This is a genomic window from Enterococcus sp. 9E7_DIV0242 (assembly GCF_002140975.2).
In the GTDB taxonomy this organism is placed as follows: Bacteria; Bacillota; Bacilli; order Lactobacillales; family Enterococcaceae; genus Enterococcus_L; species Enterococcus_L clewellii.
Map to the genome: position 1 here is coordinate 4,581,601 of NZ_CP147247.1, position 26,632 is coordinate 4,608,232.

The following is a 26,632-nucleotide window of genomic DNA, read 5'->3' on the forward strand; positions in this document are numbered from 1 at the left end:
GTTATGGTAAAACATGAAGAACTAAAGGACAGTATAATTTTTCCACTAGGGGAAAGTGTAGAAGAGTTTAAACCGTATTTTACTGGGACGAGCTACCTGAATATGCTGGTAACTGATCCACAATTCAATTGTCCGATAGGCAATGTGACCTTTGAACCAGGCTGTCGAAATAATTGGCATAGCCATGATGGAGGGCAGATTCTTTTGGTGACAGGAGGAGAAGGCTGGTATCAGGAAGAGAATAAGGCGCCTAGAAAATTAAAAGCGGGTGATGTTGTTACTATCCCTGCTCACGTGAAGCATTGGCACGGCGCGACCGCGGACAGCTGGTTTGTCCATCTGGCAATTACGACCAACCCACAGGCGGGTGGTACAGATTGGTTGGAGCCTGTGACCGATGAAGAGTATGCAAAGCTGGAAAAGTAGATAAGGATACAAAAAATAATTGGATTGATTTCAATAAAAAGAGGGAGCGGTATTGAAATGGCTAAGAAGCAAACAGCAGGAAGAGATGTATTAGGTGAGTTTGCACCAAAATTTGCAGAGCTGAATGATGATGTGTTGTTTGGTGAAGTATGGTCGAGAGAAACAGAGCTTTCACCAAGGGATCGTAGCCTGATCACATGTTCCAGTCTGATGACACAAGGTGCACCTCAATTAGAAGCCCATTTAAATATTGCTAAAGAGAACGGCGTTACCAAAGAGGAGATTGTTGAACTGATTACTCATCTGGCTTTTTATGCAGGCTGGCCGAAAGCATGGACGGCGTTTACTTTAGCGAAAGAAATTTATGGAGAATCAAATGAAGCGTAATAACAGCAACAATTAGTTCATTGCTCTCAATGATTAGAATAAGAGGGAAGGGGCCTGAGAAAATTCAGGGTCCTTTTTTATTGGGGAGAATGCAATTTATGAAGAATTTTTCATCATAAAATAGTTGACCGATCTTGTTTTAATGGGTAGGCTAATAATCAGGAGGGGATCAATAATGGCAGAAATCCGCATTTTATTAGTAGAGGATGAAGAAGGCTTGGCAAGCTTCATTTTCGAAGAGCTGACGTTTGAAGGGTATCAAGTGGTTCATGCGAAAGATGGTGCAGAAGCACTAAAGATATTTGACGAGCAGCAAGAACAATTAACGATGATTTTACTGGATTGGATGCTCCCAGAATACGATGGCATCACTGTTGCCAGAAGAATTCGTAGAAATAGCACGATCCCGATTATTATGATGACTGCCAGAGATCAGTTGACAGACAAAGTCACTGGTTTGGATGTAGGGGCAGATGACTATATTACGAAACCCTTTGATATAGAAGAGTTACTTGCGCGAATTCGAGTGATTTTGCGCAGAGTAGAGCAGTTGGAGCAGATGAAGGAAAAACCGTTGATCTATAAATATCAGGATCTTTCATTAGATGTGCCAAAGCAGATGGTAGAGCGGTTTGGCGAGCCGATCCAGCTGACTCAAAAGGAGTTCGGACTTCTTTTAGAGTTGATGAAACGACCGGAAGAGGTATTGACCAGAGATGAGTTACTGAATGTGGTGTGGGGGTATGATTATTTCGGTCAAACGAACGTAGTTGATGTCTACATTCGTTCATTGAGAAACAAGATGGATACTGATCCTGACAAGCGTCTGATTCAAACTGTCCGTGGGGCTGGCTATACTTTAAGGAGTAATTATGAAAGCAAATGAGGAGTCAAAAACTCAGTGGCGGAACAGCACACATTATCGTTTGTCGGTTCGTTTCATACTTATTCTTGCCTGTTCGATTTTAATATTGAGTCTTTCGATCATCAGCATTACGATTGTGGAACTATATGATTCGACAAAGGAACAAAGTCGCTTGCTTGTGGAAACTATGCAAAAAGCAGATACAGAATCACAGGAAGAATGGATCGATTTTCTGGAGACCTATACTTCCGGAGAAAGCTCCCCATATTATGTCCGTACAGCACTTGATTCAGGAGAGGTCATTTATTCGCATGAGGCCAAAGCGTTGTTTGCCGATTTTTCACAATTTAGACAGTTCTTTCTTTTTAATGACATTCTTTGGACGGAAGATTTTGAACCCTATTATTATATGACGGCTGACAAAGGAGAGGCGAAAGTCGCCATATTAGTTGAGATGGACGAAAAGTTTGAGCTTGTGGAAGGTATCATTTCACTTACAGGGACATTGACAGTGCTAATTTTAATTTTGGGCTCAGTAATCATCTATCGCTTTGCTCGAAACTTCAGTAAGCCATTGGTACAGATGGATCAGGAAATCAGTTTGTTGAGTCTGGAGGATAGTCAAAGTGGTCAATTGTCTGTGCCGGAAAGTCCTCAAGAAGTACGAACAGTGTCCAAATCGTTCAATCAGCTACTTGAAAAACAGCAGGAATCCTTAGAAAGAGAGAAACAATTTGTGACAGATGCGTCTCATGAATTGAGAACACCTTTGGCAGCAATCAGAGGGCATGTTAATCTGATCAATCGTAGAGGGGAGCAGCATCCGGAGGTCATCCCAACTTCTATTGCATTTATTGACAGAGAGTCCAAACGAATGGAAATTATGGTGGAGCAGTTGTTGACTTTGGGTAGAACTGAAAATGAGCGAACGAAAATCGATTTTTCTCGGCTGGTTGTTCAGACGATCGAAGAGTTTCAAGTGATGATGCCGCAGAAACTTGATCTGGAAATAGAGGAAGGGCAGTCTATTCTAGCTAACCAGGAGCACGTCTATCAGATCGTTCGAAATTTGATTGAAAATACAGTGAAGTATACAGAAAAGGACGGAACGATCACTATTCGTTTGAAGAAGCAGGATGCCCATGTATATTTTGAAGTGGCGGATACTGGAATAGGGATAGCTGATACTGAAAAACAACGGGTATTTGATCGCTTTTATCGGGCGGATCAGTCACGTTCCAGCAAAATAGCTGGTTCAGGTATTGGTCTTTCTATCGTTCGAACCTTGACGCTTCTCTATGATGGAACGATTCGTGTGGAAGACAACAAACCAAAAGGAACCCGTTTTATCCTCCATTTTCCATTAGTCAAATAAGTTAAATGAAAATTTCTTCATGTTGTTTTTAAAAGAATTTGGTCTTTGATTTTTATCCGTTTGGTATGATTGGTTTATCGGAACAGCAGAGACAATAAATAAAAAGATCTGCAGATAAAAATTGAGAGGATGAATGACAAATGAAAAAAGCAGGATTAGTAGGATTGATACTTACAGGGATTATTCTGACAGGATGTACAAGCAATCAAAATGAATTGCCGCAGCAAAACAGCAACCAAAAGAGCAGTGAAACAACTGCTACTTCTACAATAGAAGAAAGTAAACAATCAGGAAGCTCTGCAGAAACAAAGAGCTCAAGTCAAGATAGTACTACGACAACCACAGCAGGTGTTAAGATTTCAGCAGAGGAAGCAATCAAAGCTTTTCAAGAGACGTATCCTGATGCTTCGATTACCTCATTGGACTTAGATCCTTCGTTTGGAACCTACTATTATGAAATAAAGGGTGTTGACGATTCTGTAGAATATGAAGTGAAGATTCATGGTGAGACTGGGGAACTTACAAAGGAACGAGAAGAAAAACTTGATGCGGATGAACGTAATGGAATCGAAAGAGAGAATGAATCTTTATCACTGGACGGTATTTTAACGATTGAAGAGGCGGCAGACACCGCGTTAAAGGCAGTTGGCAAAGGAGAAGCAATAGAATGGTCACTTGAACGTGAGCTGTCAACGACTTATTGGGAAGTTAAGATCGTCAATGGTCGCTCAGAAACTTCAGTGAAGCTGGATGCTAAAAGTGGAGATATTCTTGAAACGGAATTAGATGATTAAATTGAAGAGCAATTGAAATAAAAAGTAAAGAAAAAGGAGCAGTCGATACAATCGTCGTCTGTTCCTTTTTTCGTTTGCTAGTGAAAAAGATAATAGAGGATACCATAGTGGATGCTTTAAGTGATCACTCTTCTTTCAGAATGCCAGTTTGAAGAATTGCTTGTTTTCTTTTCAGGTCGATTAGATTATTTTCATAGTTTTTTGCGTATATTACGGAGAACAGTGTATCCAGTATATATTCAAACGCAACTTGAGAAGAGAAGGTTCCAACCTTTACGAAGTCATATTCATCTTGAGTAGCAATGATGGACAAAGTGGCCAGTTTAGCTAAGCCTGATCGATCATTTCCAGTAATAAGAATTGTCGGAATTTTTTCTTCCTTGAAATAACGTAAGAAATTTTGATATTGTGCATTTCTCCCTGCATAAGAAATAAAAAGAGCGCAGTCTTTTTTTGTTAAACGAACAGTATTCCAAGCGGCATCTCGGTATTCATCAGCGATAATGACCGACTTATCGATTTTTATCAGCTTGTTTTGAAAGCTTCTACCTCTTATTTGAGAGTCCCCTGTAGAGAAAAGGAATATTCGTTCAGCAGTTAAAAGGAAGTCAGCAGCTTTTGTTAGTAAGTCATCATTTAGTTGTGCGTGGGTCCTATTGATTGTATTTATAGTTAAATCAGCCATTTTTTTTGCAATTTCCATAGGCGAATCCTGAGCACCAAATGGGAAATTTGCATTTACAGATCCAAGCACATGCTGTTCAAGATGTACTGCCTCGGCAATCGCCAATTTAAATGTACGAAAGCCGGAGTACCCGACTTTTTTACATAAGCGAATGACCGCGGAATGAGATGTATAAACGGATTTAGCTAAATCCTCAATGTAAATATGTGGAATATCCGTGATATTTTCCACTATATAATTAGCAATGCGTTTTTCTGTTTCTGTAAAAGCCTCTTGATTTTTCAGCTTATCGATTATTAGCAAAGATACTACCTCCTCAACGTTTTTATTTTACCTTATTTTTTATTTTCTGGCGACAGGTAGCGGTTGAGCGCTAGTTAAACATCATGTTCAGGGAATAACTAATTTTTGGAGGAATATTGAACGTGATAATCTAGTTGGTATGATTTTTTTTATTAAAACAAAAATTAGACTATAATAAGAAGAGCAACCAATAAGTGGAGGGATATAAATGTTGACTATTGCCTATATAGGAAATGGTAAGAGTGCCAATCGTTATCATCTGCCGTTTTCGACAAAATTAAAAGATAAAATTAACGTAAAGACAATTTATTCACGGAGAGCTGAAAGTGATTGGGATAAACTGGAAGGTGTGAAATACACAACGAATATCGATGATGTGTTGAACGATCCGGAGATCCAATTGGTCGTTGTCTCGACACCCAGTCATCTTCATTATCGTTATGGAAAGATGATTTTGGAGCATGGTAAAAATGCATTGGTAGAAAAACCATTTACAGAAACAGCTGAGGAAGCAAAGGAATTGTTTAAACTAGCCAAAGAAAAAGGGTTGTTGATTCAATGCTATCAAAATCGTCGTTTTGATTCTGATTTTTTGACTGTCCAAAAGGTCATTGAAAGTGGTGTACTAGGTGATATTCTTGAAGTAGAGATGCACTATGATTATTTCCGCCCAGAAGTTCCGGAAAATGTCCATGAGTTTTCAAAAGATACTAGCTATTTATATGGGCATGGCTGCCATACGATCGATCAAGTTCTTTCCTATTTTGGTTCTCCGGACACGATCCATTATGATGTTCGTCAATTATTAGGAAAGAATAGGATGAATGATTACTTTGATTTAGACCTTTATTACGGAATAATGAAAGTTTCTGTAAAATCCAGTTATTTTCGTTTAAAGGAGCGTCCAAGCTTTGTTGTTTACGGTAAAAAGGGCATTTTTGTCAAACAGACAAAAGATCGTCAGGAGGAGCATTTGAAAATGTTCTATATGCCGGATAATGAGGATTTTGGTATTGATTTACCGGAGCATTACGGTGTGTTGACTTACGTGGATGATGATGGAATCTATCATGAAGAAAAGGTTGTATCAGAAATTGGCGATTACAGCCGTGTGTATGATAGATTGTATGAAACGATTATCAATGGAAAAGAAAAGCTTGTTAAGGATGAAGAAACGATTCAGCAAATGGAGATACTTGAAGAGGGAATAAAGAACATTTAACATGATCCATAGCTGAAAATCTATTAGAATGAATAAAAAGTAGCCGAGAAACTCTAAGTATAGCGTTGAGTTTTTCGGCTGCTTTTTAAAAGAGAGTTTCAATAATCAACTGAATGTTCAGACCAGTCAAAACAATTGCGCACGCCCATCCTAAGATACTGACCCATAATGGATTTTTAAAGCGCTCACCCATTATTTTTTTTGAACTGGTGAAATAAACGAGTGGAATCATTGAAATGGGTAAAGCAATGCTCAGAAAGACCTGAGAGTAAATCAGCAAATTATCTAAAGCTGCTTCATTTCCGCCGAAATAGATTGTACATAATAGAACCGGAACAACAGAAAGCATACGAGTAATCACGCGACGTGCCCAGGTAGGTATTTTCATATGAATAAAGCCTTCCATAACGATTTGACCCGTTAAGGTTCCTGTAATTGTCGAATTTTGCCCGGAAGCAAGTAGGGCAACAGCGAATAAGGTACTCAACAAAGGACTGGCAACTGCACCGGCAATGCTTGAATCTTGTAATGCATCATAAAGGGAGGTCAAGGTTCCAAGCTCTTCCCCATGTCCAAAGAACAGAGCACTACCAAGAATAAGAAGCAAGCAATTAATGATAAAGGCTGCTGATAATTGAATATTGGAATCCCATGTTGCAAAACGAACAGCTTTCGCTGTGGTTTCTTCATCATTGTGGTCATATTTTCTAGTCTGTGAGATAGATGAATGCAAGTATAAATTGTGAGGCATGACAGTAGCACCTACGATTCCTAACGCCATAGTCAGTTGGCCGTGATTCAAGATTTGTTTTTGTGGAATAAAGCCTTTTAGTACCTCTGGGATATTTGGTTGGGAAATCGCCACCTCGTATACGAATACAGCCATGATGACCGTAATCAATGTGATGACAATAGCTTCTATTTTTCTAAAACCAAGCTTCATCAGAACCAATAGCAACAAGACATCAAAGACAGTTAGAATAACCCCTACAATTAGTGGCATTCCAAAAAGGAGATTCAGTGCAATAGCGCCACCAATGACTTCAGCAATATCTGTTGCCATAATTGCTAACTCAGTAATGATCCAAAGAGTAATACCAAGTTTTTTTCCTGTGTGAATTCGTGTTGCCTGTGCCAAATCCATGTGAGTGACAATACCGAGCTTTGCTGCCATGTATTGCAGCAGCATAGCAATCAGACTAGACACGAGAATAACAGATAGTAAGAGATACCCGTATTTAGCACCACCACTGATTGACGTTACCCAGTTTCCCGGGTCCATATAGCCGACAGCGACCAATGCTCCGGGGCCAGAAAAGGCCAGAAGATTTTTCCAAAAGCTATTTGAGGCTGGAATAGCTACAGTATTATTTATTTCAGACAGACTAGGTCCGTTGACGGATGTAAGGAATTTACTTTTTTCTTTTTCTGTTCCATTTTCCATAAATTATCCTTCTCTCTTTTTTAGGATAGCCTAAATTCATTTAAATGATAGTCCTTAAAATCTGAAATTTCAAGTAAAAGCAACTGATCGACTGAGGGAATTTACCTCAATATAAGAATGAATATTTTTATCCTAACACTTGACCTGAAGTTAACTTCAGGTGTTATAGTAAAATCAGCATAAAACGAAAGGGGTTTCACTAATGGAATATACAAAACTAGGAAATACAGGAATGGATGTCTCGAGAATCTGTTTAGGAGCAATGAGCTTTGGCGATCCGAAGAGCTGGATTCATAAATGGGTGTTGGAAGAGGAAGAAAGTCGTAAAATTATTAAGCGTGCACTTGATTTAGGCATCAATTTTTTTGATACAGCCAATGTCTATTCAGTTGGGAGAAGTGAAGAAATTCTTGGACGTGCGCTGAAAGATTATGCGAATCGCGATGAAATCGTTCTTGCAACAAAAATTCATGGTCGCATGCATGATGGCCCAAATGGCGCAGGACTTTCCAGAAAAGCAATCCTTTCAGAGATCGATCATAGTCTGAAGCGTCTGGGAACAGATTATGTCGACCTGTACATTATCCATCGTTGGGATTATGATACACCAATCGAGGAGACCATGGAGGCTCTCCATGATATTGTCAAAGCTGGAAAAGTACGTTATATCGGTGCCTCAGCAATGTACGCTTGGCAATTTCAGAAAGCACAAAACATTGCAGAAAAAAATGGTTGGACAAAATTTATTTCAATGCAAGACCATCTGAATTTGATTTATCGTGAAGAAGAACGAGAAATGATTCCTTATTGTAAATCAGAAGGAATTTCTTTAACTCCGTATAGTCCATTAGCATCTGGGAGATTAACGCGAGATTTATCGGTTCAAACGAAGCGTAGTGAAACAGATGACATCGCTCGCTCAAAATATGATGAAACAGCAAATCAAGATCGACTAATTATCGAACGAACAGCTGAGCTCGCAGAAAAATATCAAGTTAGCAGGGTGCACATCGCTTTAGCATGGCTCCTGCAGAAAGAACCCGTGGCAGCGCCAATCATAGGTGCGACAAAAATCAGCCATGTCGAAACAGCTGTCTCCGCTGTCGATTTTAAACTGACAGAAGAAGATGTCGCCTATTTGGAAGAGCCCTATATTCCACATGGAATTGTTGGCTTCTCGTAAGATTTAAAAGAGAGAGTTAAGGGACCAAAAGCAACTTGCTTTTGGTCCTTTTCTAATAGAAGGTCTGAATAGTGACCAATCAATTTAGGCAGAGTGGCTCGATTATTCGTCAGTACGAACAATTTTGTTGCTATGCCTTGAATGCACACGTGTTCCTTGTTATAATTTTCTTAGAAACTATACCTTTGATAGAGAGTGAATTCTTGCTTTTTTAATCATTTATGAAAGCGATTAATTTTATTATCTAATGGGTGTAAAAAGTGAAGTGAGGGAAATAGATGGAGCAGGTAAAAGCTTTTTTTGACGAGATATTGAGGAATACAGCACCAGAAAGTCCGCCTTGGAATAAGGAAGTTACCTCAGGTAGTTCACCTAAATGGAGTTATATTGACGGATGTATGGCGATGGCGATGTTTAAAATGTATGAAGCAACAAATGACTCATACTACTTAAATTTTTTAGATACATTTATCGATTATTATGTTGATGATGAAGGGTGCATTTTGGGGTTTGACGTAGAAGAGCATAATTGTGATAACATCAATGAAGGGAAAATTCTTTTTCCACTGTTAAAGGCAACTTCGAAAATAAAATATGAGCGAGCGTTGAAAAATTTATATGCGCAGTTGCTTGAGCAGCCGAGAACACCAGGGGGGAATTTCTGGCATAAGGAAATTTATCCGAATCAAATTTGGTTGGATGGTTTATATATGGTGCAACCTTTTTATGCTCAATATGATGCTATATTCAATAAAGGCAAAAATCAATCAGATATCTTCAATCAATTTCAACATGCGTATCGTTTGATGCGTGATTCCAAAACCGGGTTATTGTATCATGGAGTGGATGAGACGAAGACGGCTTTTTGGGCCGATTCAGAAACAGGCTGCAGTAAAAATTTCTGGACGCGTTCTCATGGCTGGTATGCGATGGCGTTGGTTGATAGCTTGGAACATTTTGATGAAGGGCACCAAGATGAGCAGAATATCTTGATCAATCAATTAAAAGAATTAGTAGATACACTGTTGACCTTTGCTGATCCTGATACAAAAATGTTTTATCAAGTGACCGATCAAGGAGAGCGTGCTGGGAACTATTTAGAGACAAGTGGGACCTGTGCTATTGCTTATGCGTTGATGAAAGGTACTAGACTGGGTTATCTTGCTGAAGATTATTTTGATTTAGGTACTGAGATATTGAAGTCAGTGGTCGAGCATAAGTTGGTGAAGTCTGAGGATGGGTTTATTCTGAAGGACATTTGTTTGGTTGCCGGATTAGGTGGGATGCCCGGACACGGCAGCTATAAGGTAAGAGATGGAAGCTATGACTATTACATTTCGGAACCAATTGTAAGCAATGATGCAAAAGGGATTGCCCCGTTGGTATTTGCTTACACAGAGCTACTACAAAAATAAATAGGCACACAAAGCTAGGGTTCCATAAAACACTATTTCATAACACTATTTAAATAGAAGAACTTGAGAACTTTACGGCTAACCTAATAAAAATGAAAGCCTACAATCGTTGAAATTGTAGGCTTTTTCTATACCTTCTTTTAGTCATTCCCTCCATTTCGTTTTACCATATATATGTAAGACAAAATAATATATATGGAGGTTTCCAACATGGAAAAACAGCAGAAAAAGAAAGTAAAGGAACTGGAGAAATTAGACAAGGTGAAAATCGGCTATGCTCGTGTTTCATCTCAGGACGATCGGCAAAAATTAGGTTTGGAAGTTCAGACGGAAGCACTAAAGAATTGCGATATCATCTTTTCAGAAAAACAAAGTGGAGATAACGACAACCGCCCCGAACTAGCAAATGCTATTTCACTTGCCAAACAACTAGCTAAACAAGACAAAATCATTACTCTACAAATTTACAAGCTAGACCGCTTAACTAGAAAAATGCTGACGCTCGCAAACATTATCGACGAACTAAACCAGCACAACATCAAGCTCATTTCCTTGCAAGAAAACATTGAAACCGACTCACTCACAGGACGTTTACTCTGCCTTGTTCTTGGATATGTGGCAGAGATTGAGCTAGATAATATACGTTTTAGAACAAAAGAAGGACTAAGGAAAGCTAAAGAAAATGGCGTTAAGCTTGGCAATCAGGGGCTACCAGAAAAAACAGAAGCAAAAATAGTAGACCTATACCAATTAAATAGTCTTACTGTAAAAGAAATAGCTAAAAGATGTAAAGTAAGTGAAATGACCGTCTACAATGTCGCCCGTCGCAACAACTTAACCCGTAGAAATCCTGTAAAACTCCTTCAAAAATGAGTTGGTATGTGCTATCATTTTAACTAACCAATGACAAATCGAACGAACGTTTGGTTTAGTCCTAAATAATATATTATTCTAAAAACTCTCAACGCTGATTTACAGGGCTTTATGCTTTGTATGATCGGCGTTTTTTGTATGCAGTTTAGAAGAAAATTAGACGTTCGTCTGATTTAGGCTTTGGAATAGGTATAAAGGAGGGTTTTTAAAGATATTTACACTTTAAAATTCAAAACAAGGAGATGAAATGACTAAGTGAAAAATACAAGAATTTCAAGGCTTAAAAGAAACAAGAAGTTTAAACAGGCCACAAAACTACTCACAGTTGGTTTACTAATTTGTCCGCTAGCCATTAACACAATTAAAGCACTAGCTGACGAAGCAGAAACTACGCCACCAGTGGAACAAGTAGAAGAAACGCCAGCAACAATTGAGGAAACTGCACCAGTAGAAGAAACTGAGACAAGCGAGCCAGTCCAGCCAGAAGTTGTTGAAGAAGCTCAACCACCAGTTATAGAGCAACCGACCGAAACAACTCAACCATCAAGCAATTTACAAACTAGCACAACACAAGAAATAGCACCTCAAAGTAATCCAGTTAACGCTTGGTATGAAACGGAAGGGCAAACAACCATAACGAGTGGAGACACGGCAAGCTATAAGTTTTATATCTGTGTATTTTACGATGACGGAACGGAAACACGAACAGAACAAACACTGGAAGAGACCGGAGGTTCTTTAATAAGTTCCGACCCATCAGACGTTATTTCAGGAAATACTATTACATTTGGTAGTTCTGGAACTCGCACTATACAGTTGAGTTTGGGCACTGGGCATTTGGATATAACGGTGACTGATGGAAGTTTTACAGTTTCATATAATACTCGTGGTAATGGTTCGCTTTCAAGCTATCCAACTGTTTCAAAAGGAGATGGCGTTTGGGTTTCGTTATCTGAAATGCCTATTCCTACAGCTGGAGCTGGTTCACACTTCAAAGGCTGGGAGGTCAACGGCTTGCTAAATGGGGACATGGGTTGGAGCAGTTCAATTTTCTCTGGGTTTTATGTTGCAAAAGATACAGTAGTGACTGCTGTATTTGAAGATGGTGATTTAGACTGGTCAAGTTATGATAATTTCTTAAATCAGTATCTAGGATATATCAATCTAAAATCCGCATATGACGAGTTTGGTTTTACGGAAGAATATGATAATCTCTTGAGTTTATATAACTATTATAAAGATATCAAAGCTGGTTATGTAAACGACCCTTCTTTTTCTCAAGAAGAATTAGACCGTATTAGTTGGGGGTTGTCTGGAATAGCTTTAAATTTAGTAGATCGACATTTTTTCTTTGATGACAATATCACGCCACAAATTACAGATTATTTCAACTCATTAAAGCCTATCTATGACGATTCAACCACTTACACACCAGAATCTAAACAAGTCTTTAATGAAGCATGGGAAAATTTGCAAAATGCTTTAAATTCGAGCGCTGGAGGGTGGATGCATGAAATAGACGGTGCTAAATATACCGCCTACCAAGCCCTAAAAACTGCCGAGCAAAATTTAGTCAAAGCTGAAACACCAGCCCCAGACAAAACCAGACTAGAACAAGCCATTAAGGACGCAGAAGCCAAACTAGCTGAGGGAGGTTGGAAAGATACAACAGAACTTGAAACAGCCCTAGCAACTGCTAAAGAGGTTTTAGCAAACACCGCTAGCACTCAGGTAGAAATTGACAGTGCATTATCTTCTTTAAATACTGCCACGTCTGCTTTAGAAAAAGAAAATACCAAAGCACCAAACACTACCAAACTAGAAAGCTCAATTAAGAACGCAGAAGCCAAACTAGCAGAATCAGGCTACACCGCAGAATCAATGAACGCACTAAAACAAGCCTTACAAAATGCTAAAGACGTATTAACTAACGCAAACAGCACCCAAGCAGAAATTGACGAAGCTCAAAAAGCCTTAGATTTAGCTATTGCTAACTTAGTTAAGGAAGATAACTCAAACGGTGGTAATACTGGAAACAACAGCTCAAATGGCACAGGAAACAGCACTAACAACACAAATAACCAAACTAGCAACGACAACCAAAACAGCAATGCCACAACAATTAAATCAGCTGGCAACAACACGAACAAAGATGGCTTACCACAAACTGGAGAACAGCCTACAGCTAATATCGTTATAGCTGGTTTATCTCTAACAATGCTTTCTATACTTGCATGGTTTAAGAGAAAGAAAGTATAATTAAACTACCAACCCCATTAAGACCTTACAAATAGCACTAAACAAAAGAAACAACCTTGTCTAAAGACCAGACAAGGTTGTTTTGCTACGCACTCATTACTAATTTAAGGGAAAAAGAAAAAGCCCTCGCTGAACTTTTTAGGTTCAGGGTGAGGGCTGGAAGGTGCTAGTTAAAATCTTGAAAGGGTTCGGTATTTGCCAAAAATTCTATTTCTTCTCTAGTCAAGTCGAAGGTAGGACAAAGAATATCGTCGATAACGTTCAGGTTGAAGAAGTCATATGTTTCTTTTTGCCGAACAATATATTCCTTAACAACTCTGTGAGTTTCGTTGATATCTTCTATGTTCTTTTCAATAAGTCTTTCTGTCGCTTCAAAATCATTATGGGTGTATATTTCGTCTAATGTAGCTCCTATTGAACCATTTTGAAGTAACCGGCGCATTACATCTTCTTGACTTCCTCCACCAGTTTTTCCATGGATAATCTTTTTGTAAATACTAGCTTGTAAATCATCTTTTAGCATATTCAATCACACTTTCTCGATAAATTAACCCACTTGCCACTAAGTAGGTTTTTCTGAAACCTATCCCAGTGGCGGGAAATTAAAGATAATATGAAATTTACAACATAGCTAAAACTTTTTCATTATATCATAAAATGAGATTGAAGTCAATGTTTTGTCATTCGGAAATTAATAACCAGCAGATTAATCCATCCTCTAGCTCTCCATTTGTCCAAGATCTAAAAAAAATATTTTCGTTCTCTGTAAACTCTGTAATTTTTCTTAAGGCTCTTCCAAAACGCGCAGTTTTCAAATTTTCATTTTCAAAGTTCTCATTTTTTAAGTCATAAGGTTCCAAAGACTCCTCCTTGATGGAATTTTCAAGCGATATAAACACAGAACTGTCACTCCCTATCTCTACAACGTCTTCTATTCTCTCAATACATCTATAAAAAGTGTCAAAATATCCAACTAAAAGTTTAGGTAAACTATTGGTTTTATAAAATACTGTCTCTATTTTTCTATCAATAGTTCTATCAATTCTTGAATTTGAGGCAATAAAACCTCTCTGTATGATTCTCGAGTCACAAATTGATGTGGTTAAAAGAATATGAAGATAATCATAATGTGTCAGTAAACTCAAAAGATATTCATTTTTGTTCTTTTCTGAAAATGGTTGAAATTTATCATTCGGAACAAAAATTATTTTGATAAAGTCATTTTCAAATTTTTCTGAAAACAGAGTGTTATTGTGAATTATAGTAGATAAGCCATATGTTCTTATATCATTGAAAACTATCTCTTGTTCAAGCAAATCGATAAGAAAAGAAATTTTATTTCCCCGGTTTGATTCTTTTACTTCTTCTAAAAGATTATCGCGAAAATTCGGTATATAGTGGATTGTATAAATAAGCAAGAGTGCAAGGACATCTGGTATAGCTACTTCTTTTTCATCTAATAATGCTAACAGCTCTTTAAAATCGTTTTCTGACAGGTATTTTTTTAGTTCTGTTTTATTACTAGAAATAGATTTTTTTATATCTTTAAAAGCCCCTATTGTATCAATTTTAAAATTACAAATTTTAGGTAACTCAGAGAATGCTCTTGAAAGTCTTTTTACTTCTTTTTGTTTTTTATCTTCATTAGAAATGTCAATCAATTCCAAGTAATCACTTCTAATTTCCTTCTTTTTAATATCTCTTGTTGGATTTGTCGTCTCAGGATAGTCTGTCAATTTTGTTAATTTTTCATAACTTAAGATTGGATGGATTACTTCGTTTAAGAAATTAACTATTTGAACTTTCTTACTTTTTCCTGAAAACTTTTTTAATTGCATACAAAACCAATAAAAACATACCCTTTCCATGAATTGCACCTCTTTTACAGTAAATTCCACAAAATTACTAGACTAACTCAAATTTTACCAAAATAATTAGTAATAAACTCGATAATGATGGTAATAGTTTCTTTTGATAAAGTGGATTTATTAAAAGAACTACCATCAAATCCTTGTTGCATAAACATATACACATTTACTTTTAATAATATCACAAGAATAAGCGCTTATCTATCAAATTAGGAGGTATGCCATATGCTCAAATTTTTAGTATTCACCCCATACTTTATAGGTGTGTTTGTCGTCATTCTATATCTATATAAGACAAGCAAGAAACTTTAATTAAGTAATCACTCTTAGAAACTAACTATATATAAACGACGTCGGTGGCTAGTTTCTGAGTAGATTAATAAATCATCAAAAATCATATCAGGAGGAAAACAAAATGCCAAACCAACAAAATCAAAACAACCCAGTCTCCCATTTCTCAGAAATATTCTCGCCACAAAATTTTTCAATGGATAACCTCTCACCAGCAATGAAAAGAAAAATTTCTCAAGACACAGCTTTAATTGTCCGTTCCACCGTTTTACACAATGCTGTAATCAAGGGGCAAGGTATTGTTGCTCATTCTGCGTTGACAGAAACGGCACTGCTTGCCTCAGATGTTGCAACCTTGTCTCATTTGAATCCAGAAGCTCAAGCTTGTTTTAATCGGATACTTCATGATTTTACAATTTCTGCATCAGAACGAGTGACTAAATTTGGAGGAGGAATTTAATATGTTTAGCCTAATTCTTGCAATCTGTTTTATTTACTCAATGTATAAGCTCGGTAAGTGGGTTTTAAATTGGATAAATGATGATCTAAATGGACAACCGCAATTTACACCAGAAGAAATTGTCCAAGCTGAGACAATTCTTACTCAAATTCAGATTGAGATGGACGCCATGGAAGCTCGGAGAAAGCTATATGACGAAGCTTTACGCAAAAACCGAAACTAAGATAAAGGGGCTAAACCGTCCCTTTATCTAAAAAGAAATGGAGGAAATCAGAATGGAAGAATACACCTTTAACGATCTATACGAAGAAATCCTCAACGAAGCAAACGAAAAACTGAAAGAAGAATTTTATTTTCACTGGGGTAGGCCGTTCCCCGAAATTATCGGACTAGACGAAAAATAACCAAACAAATTCCATGAAGGAGGTGAACTCAAATGCTTGAAAATATTATTGCTTTATTAGCCCTTGTTATGTTGCTAATGATTCCACCTCCAGAAGAACCAGAAAACGACAGTGGACGGAAGAATCCAGAGTTATACAGAAAATTAAAAAACGCATCTAAAAAAAGACAGTGGCAAGACAGACGAGAAAATAGATTCGATAATCCGCCAGTTAAAGATGACAAGAATCCGAAAAAACCGCCATGATCGCTAAAAACCGTCTTCATAGTAATTAAAACAACACCGTCTTTTCATGTCGTAAAACTCTATTTTTGCCGTAGTCGCACCTGTCTTACCGCTCGAAAAGTTGCCGAATATTACCATTTTCATTTTACCTTTTGTGTGGTGAAATGGGGAAAGTTATTCTAAACGAAAAGGAGGAAAAATGAATGACAAAACAAAATCAAGACAAAGAAAAGGACGTGAACCCAGTGAAAAAGTTGTTTTCATACGTGGTAATGTTCGCGGTCGGTTGCTGGCTTCTAAACTATGGAATCTGCTTATTATCCGCCGTGTGGTTGCCACTACTATTCTTAGGAATTTTCGTAATTCTGCTAGTCATTGGCTGGCGAGTTCACAAAGCAAGGAAAGACTGGGGGTAATCAGATGAAACGTAAATTTGAGGAACTAACCTTTAAGCAAGTGTTCTGGCAACGTGAAATTGATTTTAAATCAGTGTTGGAACTGGTCGGACAAATTGCCACACAAGAACCACACAAACCGATTATCTGGGAAATTAGAAGCCCAAAAGACGGGGATTCTATCCGCTTTTTCCTCGGCGCTGAAAAGAGTGAATTTAATCGCCTTGAGAAGATTTTTAGAGGATATGGACGAATTGACTTTTCTAGTCCGCTAGTCGCTCATACCAGCAAAAGAACGCCCGTGAAGCTATGCAAAAAACTCTCCACCACTCGCCCGATGTTGTCGCTCAAAACATCGGATAATGAAGCCTTGTGCCGTGCCGTTCTGACAACACTTGCCCAAGTAGAAAAAGATGATGAATTAGTTTTACAGTTAGTAATCGGAGGCACACTTTCACCAAAGGCAGTTGCTAAAAATTTACCTGATCCCACACAAACATCTTGGTGGCATATTCTGTCTGGAGATATTCCAGTAGCGACCGCAGACATTAGAAATTCAATTAAAAGCAAAACAGAGAGCTTCCAGCTTAATTGCGTAATTCGTTTAGGTGTAAATGCAAAAGACCCAGCCAAACGACAAAGCTACATTTTAAGCCTGTTTTCTGCCCTCAAAACGCTGGAAGCAATCGGGGTGAAACTTTACTTGCAAAACGAAGAAGCTAACCGCTTAAACCAAGCTACAGCCCCATGGCACTATTCACAAAGGCTAAGTATAAAAGAAATGGCAAATTTGTTTCTATTGCCGACTGGTGAAAGTTCATTTTTAGGAATTAGAGATATTCACCCGAAAATTCTTTTACCACCAAGAACAAGCAAGAAGCTAACGAGAGATAAAGTTTTACGCCCTTTTGCTGAGACAATGCACGAAAATCCAGAAGAACGTCAACCGCTGTATTTAAGCGACGAAGCCGGAAGTAGACACTGCCACATCGTTGGACCCACAGGAAGTGGTAAATCAGTAGTTATGGAAAATATGATTCTTTCAGATATAGAGGCTGGAGGAACAGACAAAAACAAGCAAAAAGGCATTATCGTCATAGACCCAAAATACAGCCTAATTGAATCACTGGTGCAGAAGATTCCTGAACACCGCCTTGATGATGTTGTGATACTCAACTTAGCAGATATGAACAATCCAGTAGGTTTAAATCCATTTAACACTAGCGACAATCACGCAGAGCGCACGAGTGAGGCGATTTTATCTTCAATAAAGGGATTATTCGCTGAGACATGGGGAGTGTATACGGAAGATATTCTACAGTCCGCAATCCTTACCCTTGCAAAAAATAAGGATAAAAATGTTACTTTAGCTCACCTTCAAATCTTACTAAATAATCCGAGCTTCAGGAAACGTATGACTACAAATTTGAACGACAAACTAGGACTTGAGGCATACTGGGAATATTTCAATAGTCTTTCAGACGGTGAACGTAATAAACAGCTTGCACCTGTCATGAATAAAATGCGAGTTCTCATGCGTCCAGCACTTCGACAAGTATTATTTCAACCAAAACCACTATTCGACCTAGAGAGTGTGTTTAAAGAGAATAAAATCTTGTTGGTGCCTCTAAATACGTCAATCGTGGGAGATACAGTCGCAGAAATTGTGGGTAGCTTACTTATCGGGATGATCTGGAATATCGCTTTAAAGCAAGCTGAGACACCTGAGAATCAACGTCAGAATAATTCCGTTAGCCTCTATATTGACGAGTTTCAAGCCTACGTGAAAAAGAGTGGTGAATCTATGGAACAAATGCTTTCAATGGCGCGTTCTCTAGGCTTGAAATTCATATTCTGCCATCAACACCTAGGACAATTAAGCACCAGTTTAAAAGAGTCAGTTATGGCAAATGCCAGAAACAAAATATTTTTCGCAACATCAAATAAAGCGGACGCTAAAGAGTTTGCCGCCCTTTCGCCCGCTTTATCATCTGAGGACTACCTAAAGTTAGCCCCATACTCAATATACGCTTTTTTACTAAACAATCCAAGCTTAAGTTCGTTCGTTTCTGGAAAAACTTTTCCGCCACGTCCGAGCTTGAGAGATCCCGCCGAAGTTTTCGCCAGAAGTGCTGAGAAATATGGTGCAAAAAATCTGGAAGAAATCGAAAAAAGTTATATTGATTTAATTGAAAAAGATAAAACTGAGGTAGATTTAAACCCATTAGATAACATTGATTCGACAATAAACGTTGGCATGATACGCCAAAAACCAGCTAAAAAAGAAGAATAAAAGCGTCTTATCGCTTGTCTTGTCATGCAAGTAATCGCTTGGCTTGATTAAGTGTGAACGCTAATCGCTAATATTAACAGTGGAGACGACTGACACCGCACTTCTTTCTCTTTTTAGCTGTTGCGGTGCCACCTCCCAAGGAGGAGAACCAACATGACCAAAAAACAAAACGAACGCATAACAAAACATGAACTTCGACGCCTGTCGGCGCTACTTGGCGAAACCGAGATGGGTTGCATAAAACACATTTTTATGGTGAAATATGCAACTTCTAACCAACTACAACGTTTATTTTTCACCAAAAATTCTAGCCGTTTAAGCAATATTAGGGCGTGTAATCGTATGACCGCCAGACTAAAAAAACATGGCTTAATTGATTGCTTAGAAAGAAGAATCGGCGGTGAACGTGCTGGAAGTGGTGCGACCATCTGGACGATAACCAGCGCTGGCTACCAGTTTTTAAAACTTGATGATTTAGACTTAAAAGCCACCAGAAAAAGACTGTATGAACCAAACATTTTATTTTTAGAACACTCGCTTGGAATTGGTGAAGTCTATGTTCGTTTAAAGGAGATGGAGCAACAAAATAAAATTTCACTGATTAACGTAGAGTTTGAAAGTAAATGCTGGCGGGTATATTCTGAAAATAATGTCGCAAGGTTTTTGAAGCCTGATTTATATGTAAACTTGCATATCACGGAATGGGAACAATTTTACTGGTTTGAAGTAGATAATAATACGGAGAACCCCAAGCGAATAATTCGCAAGGCCAAAGAATATATCAAATTTATTAACTCTGGTGTGATTCAAAGACAAATCGGCGTAATTCCGTTTACGGTCTGGATCGTGCCAAATATCAAACGGCGTGAACAGCTTTTAAGATATATCCATGAGGCTATTCCAAAGGCTGAAATGCTTTTCAGAGTAATAACCTTAGATGAATTAGAAATGCTGATTGCTGGAGCTGAAAAAAAGGAGGCTGATGACAAACAAAACCTATAAAAAGCACTCAACCAAAGTAGTTAAGGACGGTAAAAAAACATATATTATCAATTCATTTTTAGAAGATGATTCAAATAGAAGCATTGCTAATATACTGTTTACTTTAATGCTAAGAGAGCTTGAAAAAGATAAATAAATAACAATGAAACTTACGGCTACTGCTATAAATCAGACCTCAAAAATGGTATAATAGTAGGTAGCCGTAGGGTTTTCATGAGTTCTTCGAAAGGAGAAAAACATCATGAATTTAGACACCTTACAACGTACATTGACAACTCAAAATCATAATCTTTCTAGGAGAAATAAGGGCAAGCAAGAAATAACTGTGCTTTATGTTCGATTATCACAGGACGACGGAACAAACGGCGATAGCGATTCAATTACTAATCAAAAAGCCATGCTAGAAAAGTTTGCTCGTGAGAATAAACTTTATAACACACGCTTTTTCGTAGATGATGGCTATACAGGAACAAACTTTAATCGCCCAGGCTTTCAAGAAGCGTTAGAACTTGTGAATAGTGGCGAGGTAAAGAACTTTATTGTCAAAGACCTTTCAAGGTTTGGGCGCAATTATGCCGAGGTAGCACTTTACACGGAAATTCTATTTCCAAAGCTAGATATTCGCTTTATTGCAGTCAATGACGGTGTAGATTCTGAAACCCAAGATTCTAACGAAATTGATTTTGCACCATTTAGAAACGTCTTCAATGAATTTTACGCTAAGGACACAAGCAAGAAAATTCGTGCCGTAAAACGTGCAAAAGGTTTAGCTGGCGAACGTCTTTCAAGTCATGCGCCATTTGGCTACAGAAAAGACCCGAATAACAAGAATCATCTTCTAGTAGATGAAGAAGCTGCTAAAGTCGTGCGAAAAATATTTAATTACTGTATAAATGGTTTTGGACCATTGCAAATCGCTAAGAAACTAGAGAAAGAACGAATCCCAACCACAATGGAATATAAGAATAAAATTGAGAATCCTACCTGTATTTGGCATTCCAAAGCGGTTGTTTGGATTTTAGAACGCCCCGACTATTTAGGGCATACTGTGAATTTTAAAACAACCACTAAATCATATCGGGACAAACGGAAAATTCAAAATAACCCAAAAGATTGGGCGGTTTTTAAAAACACCCATGAGCCGATTATTGACCAAGCAACTTTTGACCTAGTCCAGAAGATGAGACAAAAGCGCCGTCGCAATACTAAATCCAACCGAGTAGGTTTATTTTCTGGTTTAGTCTATTGTGCGGATTGTAAAAATCGACACTATTTTAATACTGGTAAAAGTGTTTCTCCAAACCAAGAAAGATACACTTGTTCTGGCTTTCCAAGTCGTTTTATTGATTGCGATAACGCTCACTATATCCGTGAAATGAAACTAACTGAAATTGTCTTAAATGATGTAAATGATAAAATTAATTTTCTAAAGCAACATGAAAAGCAATTTACAGAAAGTCTAGCCAAGCGAGCTAAAACCGACCAGCAGAAAGAACTAAAGAAAGCCGAAAAGCGTGTTATTGAAGCCAAGAAACGAGCGAACGAACTTGATAACATTATTAAACGATTGTATGAAGATAATGTTTTAGGCAAGCTCTCAGATGAGCGCTTTACTATTCTTTCTAAAGATTATGAGTTTGAACAGTCCGAACTAAAACAAGAAATTGACGAACTCGAAATCCGACTTTCTAAACAAAAGGAAGATGTAAAGAACGTCCAGAAATTTCTTGAGATTGTCCGAAAATATACCACGCTTGAAAGCTTAACACCTAGTATTGTGAATGAACTCATTGACCGAATCGAAATTCACAAACCAGATAAAAGCACCGGCAAGCGAATCCAACAAATAGATATTTACTACAGATTTGTTGGAAAGCTAGACGAAATTTAAAGCTAACAAAAGACCCGACAAGCTTTCACTTGTCGGGTAGTATCTCAATTTAGTAGGTTATGGGCGCCTAGCTAAGACAGCAACGTTTTTCATGTTTCCTAAAAAACGTTGCTGTCTTTCTGTTTAACGATAGCGTTCCAAAAAATGTTCGTAGCTACTTAATTCTGCTTGAAGTGCTGATAGACGCTGATTGATGATCTGCCAATCCACAGACTGGGCAGGAGAAACATAGAACTCGCTTAAGCCGGCTTTTGGGAAGTAGAGCCCTTTGAGACAATGATAAACCTCTGAATTCTTTTTTGAATTATCTTCTTCATATAGAATGGCTAGGATGTTTTCAACTTGTTTGATTGTTGATGTTGGAGCGCCGTAGCTTGTTACTATCTGAAACAGTTCTTTCAACAATAAGGCAAGTTCTGCCAATTGGATGTCATTCATCTTCTAAACAGCCCCATCTTATTATTTCATAAAGCCTTGAACAGTTCCAACGATCATAGGAATGAATGTACCTATGAAAACCAATAGGATTGCTGATTTTTGAATAAATGTAAGTTCTTTGAATTGTTTGGCAAATCCAACTATCAGGAGGATAGCACCAAAAAAACTGATAAAACTTGCGATAATGTAGATTTGATTCATAATACAACCCTCATTTTCTTTTTTAGATAAATCCTATTAAATAGCCTATTGCGCGAAAGAATTTTTATTCTCACTTAAGCCTATTCTATTCGTGGCGTGATCGCAATAGTGAAAATTATCTAAAGACATTCGTTTGCACTTTAATAGACGACAGGTAGCTTTTGTCTATAGTGCAGGAAAACGTCAACGAGCTTTTTCATTTAAGTTAGTAGGATTCATCTATTATTATACACATAACTGAAAGTGGCTGACTATTGGTTTTTAGGTCAAATTAAAAAGAGCATTCAAAGTCGATTCGAATGCTCTAATTTATAACCACTATTACAGGAGTTTAAAAAAATTTTATCAGTTTTTTATATTTTTTGCAGAAACAATCAACATCATAGGTCTGCGCATCTCATCCACCATTCCCGGAATAGTCATCATATGTTTCGGTGGCATAGGCTCAACAACTCGCTGCACCTGAAATCCATTTGTCAGTAATCCATCGATGTAAGTTGTCAGCGTTTTATGGTATTTCGTTACTTCTTCTCCTAGAAACTCTGCTGTTCGTTTTCCTTCATAGAAGTAATTATCTACAGGGAAATGAAGAATGGTTCCATCTTCAGCATAGGTCCATTGCTGTGTTCCTTCAGCTGTAAACACAGGATGTTCGACAGAGAAGATGAATATTCCATTGGGTTTCAAGGCTTTGTGTAGATGTGCCGCAACTTTTTCGAATGAAGGGACATAGTGCAACGCAAGGGAACTTAGAACAATATCAAAGTTATTTTCTGGAAAATCGATGTCTTCAATTCCAGCTTGAATGTAGTTGACCTGCGGGAAGGATGTCTTTGATCGAGCGGTTTCCAGCATTTTCTCAGATAAGTCTACTCCGATTACTGAAGCGGCTCCATGTTCAGCAGCATAAATGCAGTGCCAGCCATATCCGCAGCCAAGGTCTAAGACCGCTTTATTTTTAAAGTCAGGAAGTAGCTGCTTAAGTGTTTGCCATTCACCGGCGCCATCCAATCCTTTCTGTGAGCGTTCCATCTGGCTATATTTTTCAAAAAAAGTCTGGTTATCATAAGTGTTTTCTTTCATGTTGTTTTCCTCCATGTAAATTTATTTGTCTTCTCTATTCACATGGAGATATTCTCTTTTATGGGCAATCATCTCATCACCTACATTTCTGGTTTGATAGTCTTATCTTACCACATTAGTGCAGCAATCGTCACAATAGAAAATTTTGAAATAGTACTCTGAAAATTCCAAGTAGTGCGCACAATCTTTTCTTATATACATTTTCCTAGCTACTAAGGATTTCTGATATTTCGTAGTATACTAAGTGGAGTGAAGCAATATACAGGAGGCTAAAAATGAATGAAGTGACCTATGCACATATGCTAATGAATGAAATGGACAACTTTTTTGATGCGAAAAGCTTTTGGTCAGAAGCTTATCAGGAACATGCCTATGATGTGGTGAAAATTTTTAAGAATTTTGATTATCCGGAAGCAGCAGTTGTCCCTATATTACAGGGAATAGAAAGACAAACGACAATGAACATTGATTGGTTTACAGAATTTCAAGTGTTTTTGGAACAGTTTGATAAAGAGCAAATGACATACGAGTACATTCAATCCATAAAAAGAAAACCAACAGAAATGTGCAAAGTATTGTTGCAAAGAACTGGTGTGGATAGGAATGAGATCAATGAAATAATCGCTGCTAGAGAAAAACAGCGAGCAGAAGTTTTTAGTGCAGGAGTACAAAGTAACGAGTAACTATTTATACTGAATAGAAAAAACATTCGATTGACTGCTTGATGGAAACAGGCAGAATCGAATGTTTTTGTTTTGAAATAGATGAGGGTTAACCAATCATGATCGTTTCATCTGGGTATTTGAAATTGGCAGATGGCTTAGCTCCCTTGGTCAACAGAGAAAAGCCGACAGTAAAGATCCCTACACGACCAATATACATCAGCAGCATAATAATAATTTTTCCGGCAATCGACAGCTCAGGCGTCAAGCCCATGGTCAATCCAACAGTTCCAAACGCAGAAAATACCTCAAAAGCAATATACTCTATCCCGTAGTAGTCAGGAATGTGTTCTGTCACAGAAAGAACCATGATCGACACGACACAAAGCGATAAAGTAATGAAAAATAAAGTCAATGCACGAAAGACGGTAGCACTTGGAATGGTGCGTTCATGAAATTCTGCACGCTGTCTACCCTTGAAAATGGAAATGATTTGAATGATCAGGACAGCGAAGGTCGTTGTCTTTAGTCCACCCGCGGTTGATCCAGACGTTCCCCCAACATACATCAAGAACATTGTAGCAATCAGTCCGGCATTGGTCATATTTAAGTAGTTGATCGAATAATAGCCAGCTGTTCGGGGCGTGACTGACATAAAAAACGTATTGGCAAGTCGGTCAAAAAAGTTTGTTTGTTCGGTAAGGTTTCCAGCATTTTGCTCTGTGAAATAAAAGACGATGAATCCGCCAACTAAGAGCACAAGTGTAGTAGTCAAAGCGAGTTTAGAATGTAGGGAAACGCGCTTTCTTTTTTTGAAAAGTAAAATATCTTGCCAGACAATAAAACCTAACCCACCGGAAATAATCAATAAGCCGATCACGATCAAAACATACGGATTTGTTTGATAGGGCACCAGACTATCGCCTAATAGGTCAAATCCAGCATTACAAAAGCTTGAAATAGAGTGGAACACGCCAAAGAAAAGTCCCTTTTTCCATCCAAATTCAGGAACAAATTGAAAGGACAGTAGAACAGCACCGATTACCTGAATGACTACTGCGAGCTTGATGATATACATCATCAGACGGAAGGTACCGGACATATCATCCAGATTCAGCGCTTCTCTCAACAGCATTCTAGTACTCAAGGTAATTTTTTTGCGCATAACGAAATAGAGAACAACAGGTAAGGTCATAAAGCCGAGTCCGCCTAGTTCGATTAAAAGCATAATTAGCAGTTGACCAGCTGGATTCCAATGCATCGCTGTATTCAATGTGGTTAAGCCAGTGACGCAGACAGCTGAGGTAGCTGTGAAAAGAGAATCAATAAAGGGCGTTGCTTCCCCGCTGTTTGAAAAGAAAGGCAATGAAAGCAAACTGCCTCCAATGAAGATGATGAGCAGAAACCCCAATGCCAGGATTTGTACAGCTGAAAAATGTTTTTTTGATTTCATGGTTTGTTATTTTCCTTTAGTCATAAGAATGAATTTCTTTCAGTGTATCATTTTCCTGTAAAAAAGCTAGTAAAATCCTAAGTGAGAGCACCGTCTGATGAACTAGCTCTTCCTGTCAAAAAGAACAGTTTTTAAGAGAAAATAAGAGAGGTAGTTTCTGGAATAATGTTTTGATTTTTTTTCTGATTTCCTGTAGACTAAATAAGGTTTGACTGAAAGAGAATCCCTGTCTTTGTCGGTCTGGTCGATGAGGTGAAAGATTAGGCTAAGTGAGCGATTAGAAAGAAGTGGTTGCGAGATCACTGAGTGAACGCTAACTGACAGACAAGGGAAAACCGCTGTCTGATACGTTGTACTGTTTGAACTAGGATAACAGGAATGATGCGTTTCTAATGAGGAACAAAGGACGGCTGACCCGTTAAAGAGAAGGAGATTGGCAAATGGACATTTATTTAAAAAAAGCGGTCATGCATATCATTGATCGAGAAACAGGAACCCCTGTATTTTCTGAACATGAATTGGATTTAACAACAGAATATATTCGCATTTACTTGACGAATAAGATCAATAAACTATCAACAGCACAGACTAAAACCGGCGTTTTGCTGCAAGAAAGTGATTTTGTAGAGAAAATGTCAGGGATTGCTGCCGAATTTATACCGAAAAGTCAGCAACTTGTGCAATACTGGTATGATATTTATTCTGGCAGTGAGGATGGACCAAGTGCAGATTTGCT

The 26,632-nt window shown here is 38.0% G+C and carries 29 protein-coding genes; 21 read left to right on the forward strand and 8 right to left on the reverse strand.

Features of this window, described 5'->3' with window-relative positions; translation table 11 throughout:
• Window positions 1-3 precede the first annotated feature (3 nt).
• From A5888_RS21315 to A5888_RS21335, 5 genes are all read left to right on the forward strand, one after another.
• The gene (locus A5888_RS21315; RefSeq protein ID WP_086347235.1) at window positions 4-426 is read left to right on the forward strand and encodes a cupin domain-containing protein; all 423 of its coding nucleotides are present in this window, start codon (window positions 4-6) and stop codon (window positions 424-426) included.
• Window positions 427-483: 57 nt separating this feature from the next.
• Entirely contained in the window at window positions 484-813 is a 330-nt protein-coding gene (locus A5888_RS21320; RefSeq protein ID WP_086347236.1) for a carboxymuconolactone decarboxylase family protein, read from the forward strand.
• A 175-nt stretch (window positions 814-988) separates the two neighbouring features.
• Entirely contained in the window at window positions 989-1,699 is a 711-nt protein-coding gene (locus tag A5888_RS21325) for a response regulator transcription factor (RefSeq protein WP_086347237.1), read from the forward strand.
• On the forward strand, window positions 1,686-3,053 hold the full coding sequence (locus A5888_RS21330; RefSeq protein WP_086347238.1) for a sensor histidine kinase: 1,368 nt from the start codon (window positions 1,686-1,688) through the stop codon (window positions 3,051-3,053). Before A5888_RS21325 ends, A5888_RS21330 begins: the two co-directional genes overlap by 14 nt.
• Before the next feature lie 140 nt (window positions 3,054-3,193).
• A complete protein-coding gene (locus A5888_RS21335; RefSeq protein ID WP_086347239.1) occupies window positions 3,194-3,847 on the forward strand; it encodes a PepSY domain-containing protein in 654 nt (217 codons plus the stop codon).
• Window positions 3,848-3,971: 124 nt separating this feature from the next.
• Here A5888_RS21335 and A5888_RS21340 read toward each other — a convergent pair whose 3' ends face one another.
• Window positions 3,972-4,835, reverse strand: coding sequence for a MurR/RpiR family transcriptional regulator (locus tag A5888_RS21340; RefSeq protein WP_086347240.1), 864 nt, complete (start codon window positions 4,833-4,835; stop codon window positions 3,972-3,974).
• Between the two features lie 208 nt (window positions 4,836-5,043).
• Here A5888_RS21340 and A5888_RS21345 point away from each other — a divergent pair, with 208 nt between their 5' ends.
• The gene (locus A5888_RS21345; protein WP_086347241.1) at window positions 5,044-6,057 is read left to right on the forward strand and encodes an oxidoreductase; all 1,014 of its coding nucleotides are present in this window, start codon (window positions 5,044-5,046) and stop codon (window positions 6,055-6,057) included.
• Between the two features lie 85 nt (window positions 6,058-6,142).
• Here A5888_RS21345 and A5888_RS21350 read toward each other — a convergent pair whose 3' ends face one another.
• On the reverse strand, window positions 6,143-7,501 hold the full coding sequence (locus A5888_RS21350) for an Nramp family divalent metal transporter (RefSeq protein WP_086347242.1): 1,359 nt from the start codon (window positions 7,499-7,501) through the stop codon (window positions 6,143-6,145).
• A 202-nt stretch (window positions 7,502-7,703) separates the two neighbouring features.
• Between A5888_RS21350 and A5888_RS21355 the strand changes: the two genes are divergently transcribed.
• The 4 genes from A5888_RS21355 to A5888_RS21370 all read left to right on the forward strand — a co-directional run bounded on the left by A5888_RS21355 (window position 7,704) and on the right by A5888_RS21370 (window position 13,231).
• Complete coding sequence (locus A5888_RS21355) at window positions 7,704-8,684, forward strand: aldo/keto reductase (RefSeq protein WP_086347243.1); 981 nt, start codon at window positions 7,704-7,706, stop codon at window positions 8,682-8,684.
• Between the two features lie 278 nt (window positions 8,685-8,962).
• Entirely contained in the window at window positions 8,963-10,099 is a 1,137-nt protein-coding gene (locus tag A5888_RS21360) for a glycoside hydrolase family 88/105 protein (RefSeq protein ID WP_339101829.1), read from the forward strand.
• Window positions 10,100-10,309: 210 nt separating this feature from the next.
• Window positions 10,310-10,972 carry a recombinase family protein gene (locus A5888_RS21365; RefSeq protein WP_339101830.1) on the forward strand — a complete coding sequence of 221 codons (663 nt, stop codon included), beginning with the start codon at window positions 10,310-10,312 and terminating at the stop codon, window positions 10,970-10,972.
• A 255-nt stretch (window positions 10,973-11,227) separates the two neighbouring features.
• Window positions 11,228-13,231, forward strand: a complete 2,004-nt coding sequence (locus A5888_RS21370) for an LPXTG cell wall anchor domain-containing protein (protein WP_339101831.1) — start codon at window positions 11,228-11,230, stop codon at window positions 13,229-13,231.
• 166 nt (window positions 13,232-13,397) lie between these two features.
• On the opposite strand, the gene A5888_RS21375 is transcribed toward A5888_RS21370, so the two are convergent.
• The gene (locus A5888_RS21375; protein WP_339101832.1) at window positions 13,398-13,754 is read right to left on the reverse strand and encodes a hypothetical protein; all 357 of its coding nucleotides are present in this window, start codon (window positions 13,752-13,754) and stop codon (window positions 13,398-13,400) included.
• A 157-nt stretch (window positions 13,755-13,911) separates the two neighbouring features.
• On the reverse strand, window positions 13,912-15,099 hold the full coding sequence (locus A5888_RS21380; RefSeq protein WP_339101833.1) for a hypothetical protein: 1,188 nt from the start codon (window positions 15,097-15,099) through the stop codon (window positions 13,912-13,914).
• A gap of 415 nt (window positions 15,100-15,514) precedes the next feature.
• Here A5888_RS21380 and A5888_RS21385 point away from each other — a divergent pair, with 415 nt between their 5' ends.
• From A5888_RS21385 to A5888_RS21425, 9 genes are all read left to right on the forward strand, one after another.
• On the forward strand, window positions 15,515-15,850 hold the full coding sequence (locus A5888_RS21385; protein WP_339101834.1) for a hypothetical protein: 336 nt from the start codon (window positions 15,515-15,517) through the stop codon (window positions 15,848-15,850).
• A gap of 1 nt (window position 15,851) precedes the next feature.
• The gene (locus A5888_RS21390) at window positions 15,852-16,073 is read left to right on the forward strand and encodes a hypothetical protein (RefSeq protein WP_339101835.1); all 222 of its coding nucleotides are present in this window, start codon (window positions 15,852-15,854) and stop codon (window positions 16,071-16,073) included.
• 52 nt (window positions 16,074-16,125) lie between these two features.
• The gene (locus A5888_RS21395) at window positions 16,126-16,254 is read left to right on the forward strand and encodes a hypothetical protein (RefSeq protein ID WP_339101836.1); all 129 of its coding nucleotides are present in this window, start codon (window positions 16,126-16,128) and stop codon (window positions 16,252-16,254) included.
• 32 nt (window positions 16,255-16,286) lie between these two features.
• Window positions 16,287-16,499, forward strand: coding sequence for a hypothetical protein (locus A5888_RS21400; RefSeq protein ID WP_339101837.1), 213 nt, complete (start codon window positions 16,287-16,289; stop codon window positions 16,497-16,499).
• 178 nt (window positions 16,500-16,677) lie between these two features.
• Window positions 16,678-16,902 carry a hypothetical protein gene (locus A5888_RS21405; protein WP_139843786.1) on the forward strand — a complete coding sequence of 75 codons (225 nt, stop codon included), beginning with the start codon at window positions 16,678-16,680 and terminating at the stop codon, window positions 16,900-16,902.
• Window positions 16,899-19,166, forward strand: a complete 2,268-nt coding sequence (locus A5888_RS21410) for a type IV secretory system conjugative DNA transfer family protein (protein WP_339101838.1) — start codon at window positions 16,899-16,901, stop codon at window positions 19,164-19,166. The genes A5888_RS21405 and A5888_RS21410 overlap by 4 nt, the downstream gene beginning before the upstream one ends.
• A 153-nt stretch (window positions 19,167-19,319) precedes the next feature.
• On the forward strand, window positions 19,320-20,168 hold the full coding sequence (locus A5888_RS21415; protein WP_339101839.1) for a replication-relaxation family protein: 849 nt from the start codon (window positions 19,320-19,322) through the stop codon (window positions 20,166-20,168).
• On the forward strand, window positions 20,149-20,304 hold the full coding sequence (locus tag A5888_RS21420) for a hypothetical protein (protein ID WP_339101840.1): 156 nt from the start codon (window positions 20,149-20,151) through the stop codon (window positions 20,302-20,304). Before A5888_RS21415 ends, A5888_RS21420 begins: the two co-directional genes overlap by 20 nt.
• A gap of 105 nt (window positions 20,305-20,409) precedes the next feature.
• Complete coding sequence (locus A5888_RS21425) at window positions 20,410-22,059, forward strand: recombinase family protein (protein WP_086347247.1); 1,650 nt, start codon at window positions 20,410-20,412, stop codon at window positions 22,057-22,059.
• A 123-nt stretch (window positions 22,060-22,182) separates the two neighbouring features.
• Here A5888_RS21425 and A5888_RS21430 read toward each other — a convergent pair whose 3' ends face one another.
• The 3 genes from A5888_RS21430 to A5888_RS21440 form a co-directional block, all read right to left on the reverse strand.
• Entirely contained in the window at window positions 22,183-22,497 is a 315-nt protein-coding gene (locus A5888_RS21430) for a hypothetical protein (RefSeq protein ID WP_086347248.1), read from the reverse strand.
• A 21-nt stretch (window positions 22,498-22,518) separates the two neighbouring features.
• Complete coding sequence (locus A5888_RS21435) at window positions 22,519-22,698, reverse strand: hypothetical protein (protein WP_086347249.1); 180 nt, start codon at window positions 22,696-22,698, stop codon at window positions 22,519-22,521.
• 345 nt (window positions 22,699-23,043) lie between these two features.
• Window positions 23,044-23,781, reverse strand: coding sequence for a class I SAM-dependent methyltransferase (locus A5888_RS21440; RefSeq protein WP_339101841.1), 738 nt, complete (start codon window positions 23,779-23,781; stop codon window positions 23,044-23,046).
• A gap of 275 nt (window positions 23,782-24,056) precedes the next feature.
• Here A5888_RS21440 and A5888_RS21445 point away from each other — a divergent pair, with 275 nt between their 5' ends.
• On the forward strand, window positions 24,057-24,464 hold the full coding sequence (locus tag A5888_RS21445; RefSeq protein ID WP_086347250.1) for a hypothetical protein: 408 nt from the start codon (window positions 24,057-24,059) through the stop codon (window positions 24,462-24,464).
• Between the two features lie 88 nt (window positions 24,465-24,552).
• Here A5888_RS21445 and A5888_RS21450 read toward each other — a convergent pair whose 3' ends face one another.
• Complete coding sequence (locus A5888_RS21450) at window positions 24,553-25,896, reverse strand: TrkH family potassium uptake protein (RefSeq protein ID WP_086347251.1); 1,344 nt, start codon at window positions 25,894-25,896, stop codon at window positions 24,553-24,555.
• Between the two features lie 440 nt (window positions 25,897-26,336).
• Here A5888_RS21450 and A5888_RS21455 point away from each other — a divergent pair.
• The coding region (locus A5888_RS21455; protein WP_339101842.1) for a nucleoid-associated protein at window positions 26,337-26,632 on the forward strand (296 nt) is incomplete at its 3' end.